The organism is Acidovorax sp. KPB24-07, assembly GCF_057543315.1.
Genome location: NZ_BAAJYS010000388.1, coordinates 1 through 3,025 on the forward strand (window position 1 = coordinate 1; position 3,025 = coordinate 3,025).

Below are 3,025 nucleotides of genomic sequence, written 5' to 3' on the forward strand. Positions count from 1 at the left end.
ACACCCCGCCCCGCGCGCGCGGCGCCGTGGTGCGGCGCTTCCAGGACCGCGGCGATGCCGGCGCGCCGCCCGTCCTGCTGGCCAGCCTCAAGGCCGGCGGCGTGGGCCTGAACCTGACCGCCGCCGACACGGTGATCCACCTGGATCCCTGGTGGAACCCCGCCGTGGAGGAGCAGGCCACCGCCCGTGCCCACCGCATCGGGCAGGACCAGCCGGTGTTCGTCTACAAGATCGTGGTGGAAGGCAGCATCGAGGAACGCATGCTGGAACTGCAGGCCCGCAAGCAGGCGCTGGCGCAGGGGGTGCTGGGGCACGACGCCGCGGGTGCGGCCAAGTTCAGCGAGGCGGACCTGAACGCCCTGCTCGCCCCCTTGTCGGAACCCCAGGACAACCCACTGGCCATCCCGGCGCACGATGCGATCCGGTGGGGCGGCACGGGGCCGGCGAGCATGCGGTGAATTCGCGAATAAGGGTGTTTTTGGCCCCATGCCTTAGTTAATCATGCCTTCATTGCTATTAAATAAATAGCAACGACCCTCTGGCGGCAGGAAGGGCTCGATCCTTGCGCCGCATCCCGCCAGAATGGCGCCATGACGACGACCCCGCACCCCGAACCCCGCTACTGGCTCATGAAGTCCGAGCCGCAGGAATGCTCCATCGACGACGCCCTGGCCGCCCCGGATGCCACCGTGCCCTGGACCGGCGTGCGCAACTACCAGGCGCGCAACTTCATGCGCGACGGCATGCAGGTGGGCGACGGCGTGCTGTTCTATCACTCCAGCTGTCCGGAGCCGGGCATTGCCGGCCTGGCGCGCGTGGCCTCCGCCACCCGGCCGGACCCGACGCAGTTCGACCCCGAATCGCCCTACCACGACCCCAAATCCCGCCCGGACCAACCGCGGTGGCTGCTGCTGGACGTGCAGGCACTGCGCAAGACCCGCCTGCTGCCCCTGGCCGAATTGCGCGCCCGGCCGGAACTGGCCGGCCTGCAGGTGCTGCAAAAAGGCAGCCGCCTGTCCATCACGCCGGTCGATGCGGCGGACTGGAAGCGGGTCGTCGAAATGCTGGACGCAGCGCCGCCCGTCTGAGCCGCGCCCTGCGAGGGCCCAAAGGTGCCGCCCGGCCACGGGTGCAGCACCTAGTGCCCGTGCCTATCATGGCCTGCCCTTCACTCCCCTTTCGCGGTGGCGCCAGCGCCCCGCGTCCGCCATGCGCAACATGCTCGACTTCAGTTCCTGGCACACCCTGCTCACCACCGCGTTGGGGCTGCTGCTGGCCTCACTGCTCATGGTGGGCATCCGGCTCGTCTTCATGCAGACCATCCAGCGCCGCCAGCAACGCGAAAACCGGCAGATCAACGAGCGGCTCAAGACCCTGATCGCCGCCTACAAGACCTTGGGCGGCTCGTTCACCGGGCAGTTGCAGGTGAGCCCGACGCACATGCGCGACCTGCGCCGGCCGGCTGGCAGCCCAACGCCATCGCCGCCCCCTGCCGAAGGCGATCCGGCCACCGTGGAAGAGGCGCTGGCACCGCTGACCAGCACCGAGCGCCAACGCCGCATGCGCGATGCGGTGGAGGCCGCGCTGTCCGACGTGATCCTGCTGGGCACCGAGGAGCAGGTCCAACTCGCCGCCCAGGCCGCGCAGGACATGGTGGCCGGCCGCAGCATCGAAACGGCGCAGCTGGTGGTGTCCCTGCGGCAGTTCATTCGGGCGGCGCTGGACCTGGAACCGATTGCGGAGCACGTGCCGATTCCCGTGCAGGGGCCGCTGCGGCCCGGAGGAAGCGGTGGCGCGGGCGCCCGGCGCGCCAATGCCGATGGCGGTGTGCGAGGCAGTGGGGGCGGCGCCGGCGGTGGGATGGGCGAAAGCGGGAACGGCGGCGGGATGGGAATGGCGCACCACGCGCCTGGTGGTGACCCGGCCGACAACGGAGGGTCCGCCACGACAGCCGCCAGCGGGCACTGAAGGGGGATGAGGCAGCGCTCCCCTGCCCGCTCGCCCCCCCGTCACGCACGAGATCCGCCCGGCACGGCGCACCGCCTCATTCGCTATCGCGCAGGTGTTTCGCGAGGAACGCCGAAATCCGCGCCTCGTAGGCCGGCGGATCGAACGCATGCAGATCGACATGCGCCGCACCATCGACCACCCACAACGCCTTCGGGTCGTCGGCCGCCGCGTAGATGCGCCGGGTTTCCGCCAGGGGGGTGTGTCGGTCCTCCGATCCGGCCGCGATCAGCAGCGGCACGTGCAGCGACGGCAGGTCGGCAATGGGCCGCAGCTGATCCGCGGAAACGCCCAGCCGCACGGGAAGCTGCCACAACAGCAGCGGCGTGAGCCACCGGCCCGCCGGCCCCAGGTACATCGCCAGGCGGTCGGAGACCGCGTCTTCGATCGTGGGGAACATCGACTCCAGCACGACGGCCTCCAGGGACACGTCGGGCCGGGACAGCACGAGCGAGGCCGCCCCGAGCGATGCGCCGATCACACCGATCTTCTCGTCGGGCAGCGCGTCGGACAGGTAGTCCAGGGCCGCCGCCACGCCTTGCGATTCGTTCCAGCCGAAAGTCACTCGGTCCCCGGCGCTCTCGCCATGCGCGCGCAGATCGATGAGCAGCACCGAATAGCCCAGGCGATGGAGAAACCGGGCCCGGCCCAGCATCTGGCGCCGGTCCGCGCCGATGCCATGCAAAAGCAGCACCGCCCCGGCCCCGGCATCGCCACGGACCAGCCAGCCCGCAAGGGACTGGCCCGTGACGGTATCGAACCGCACCGGACTGGCGGGCAGATCGCCCGGGGCCGGGCCCACGGGCCGGTGGTGCGGATGGCTCAGGACTTCGCCCGCACCGAGCCAAACCGCGAGGCACAAAAAGGCGGCAGCGAGTGCCGCGAGGATTCTTCGACGTTGCATGGGCAGCGATGCTAGCGGCCCATGGGGTCACCGCCACCACCAAAGCAGTCCAACGCAGGGCGCTGCCGCCACGCCCAGGCCCAGCCAGGCCCGCGCCGCGCTGCGCGCGCAGAA

5 protein-coding genes are annotated in these 3,025 nt (G+C 70.6%); 3 read left to right on the forward strand and 2 right to left on the reverse strand.

Features of this window, described 5'->3' with window-relative positions:
- The 3 genes from AC27IQ_RS21415 to AC27IQ_RS21425 form a co-directional block, all read left to right on the forward strand.
- A partial coding sequence (locus AC27IQ_RS21415; RefSeq protein ID WP_487090711.1) for a helicase-related protein occupies positions 1–458 on the forward strand: 458 nt, incomplete at its 5' end.
- 132 nt (positions 459–590) lie between these two features.
- Positions 591–1,088: an EVE domain-containing protein gene (locus tag AC27IQ_RS21420; protein ID WP_487090712.1), complete on the forward strand. Its 498-nt coding sequence runs from the start codon at positions 591–593 to the stop codon at positions 1,086–1,088.
- A gap of 121 nt (positions 1,089–1,209) precedes the next feature.
- A complete protein-coding gene (locus tag AC27IQ_RS21425; protein WP_487090713.1) occupies positions 1,210–1,968 on the forward strand; it encodes a hypothetical protein in 759 nt (252 codons plus the stop codon).
- 76 nt (positions 1,969–2,044) lie between these two features.
- Here the strand turns inward: AC27IQ_RS21425 and AC27IQ_RS21430 are convergent, their stop codons facing one another.
- Together AC27IQ_RS21430 and AC27IQ_RS21435 are read right to left on the reverse strand one after the other, a co-directional pair.
- Positions 2,045–2,911 (reverse strand): alpha/beta hydrolase, encoded by an 867-nt coding sequence (locus AC27IQ_RS21430; RefSeq protein WP_487090714.1) that lies wholly within the window; start codon positions 2,909–2,911, stop codon positions 2,045–2,047.
- Between the two features lie 27 nt (positions 2,912–2,938).
- On the reverse strand, positions 2,939–3,025 hold an 87-nt coding region (locus AC27IQ_RS21435; RefSeq protein ID WP_487090715.1), incomplete at its 5' end, for a DUF3649 domain-containing protein.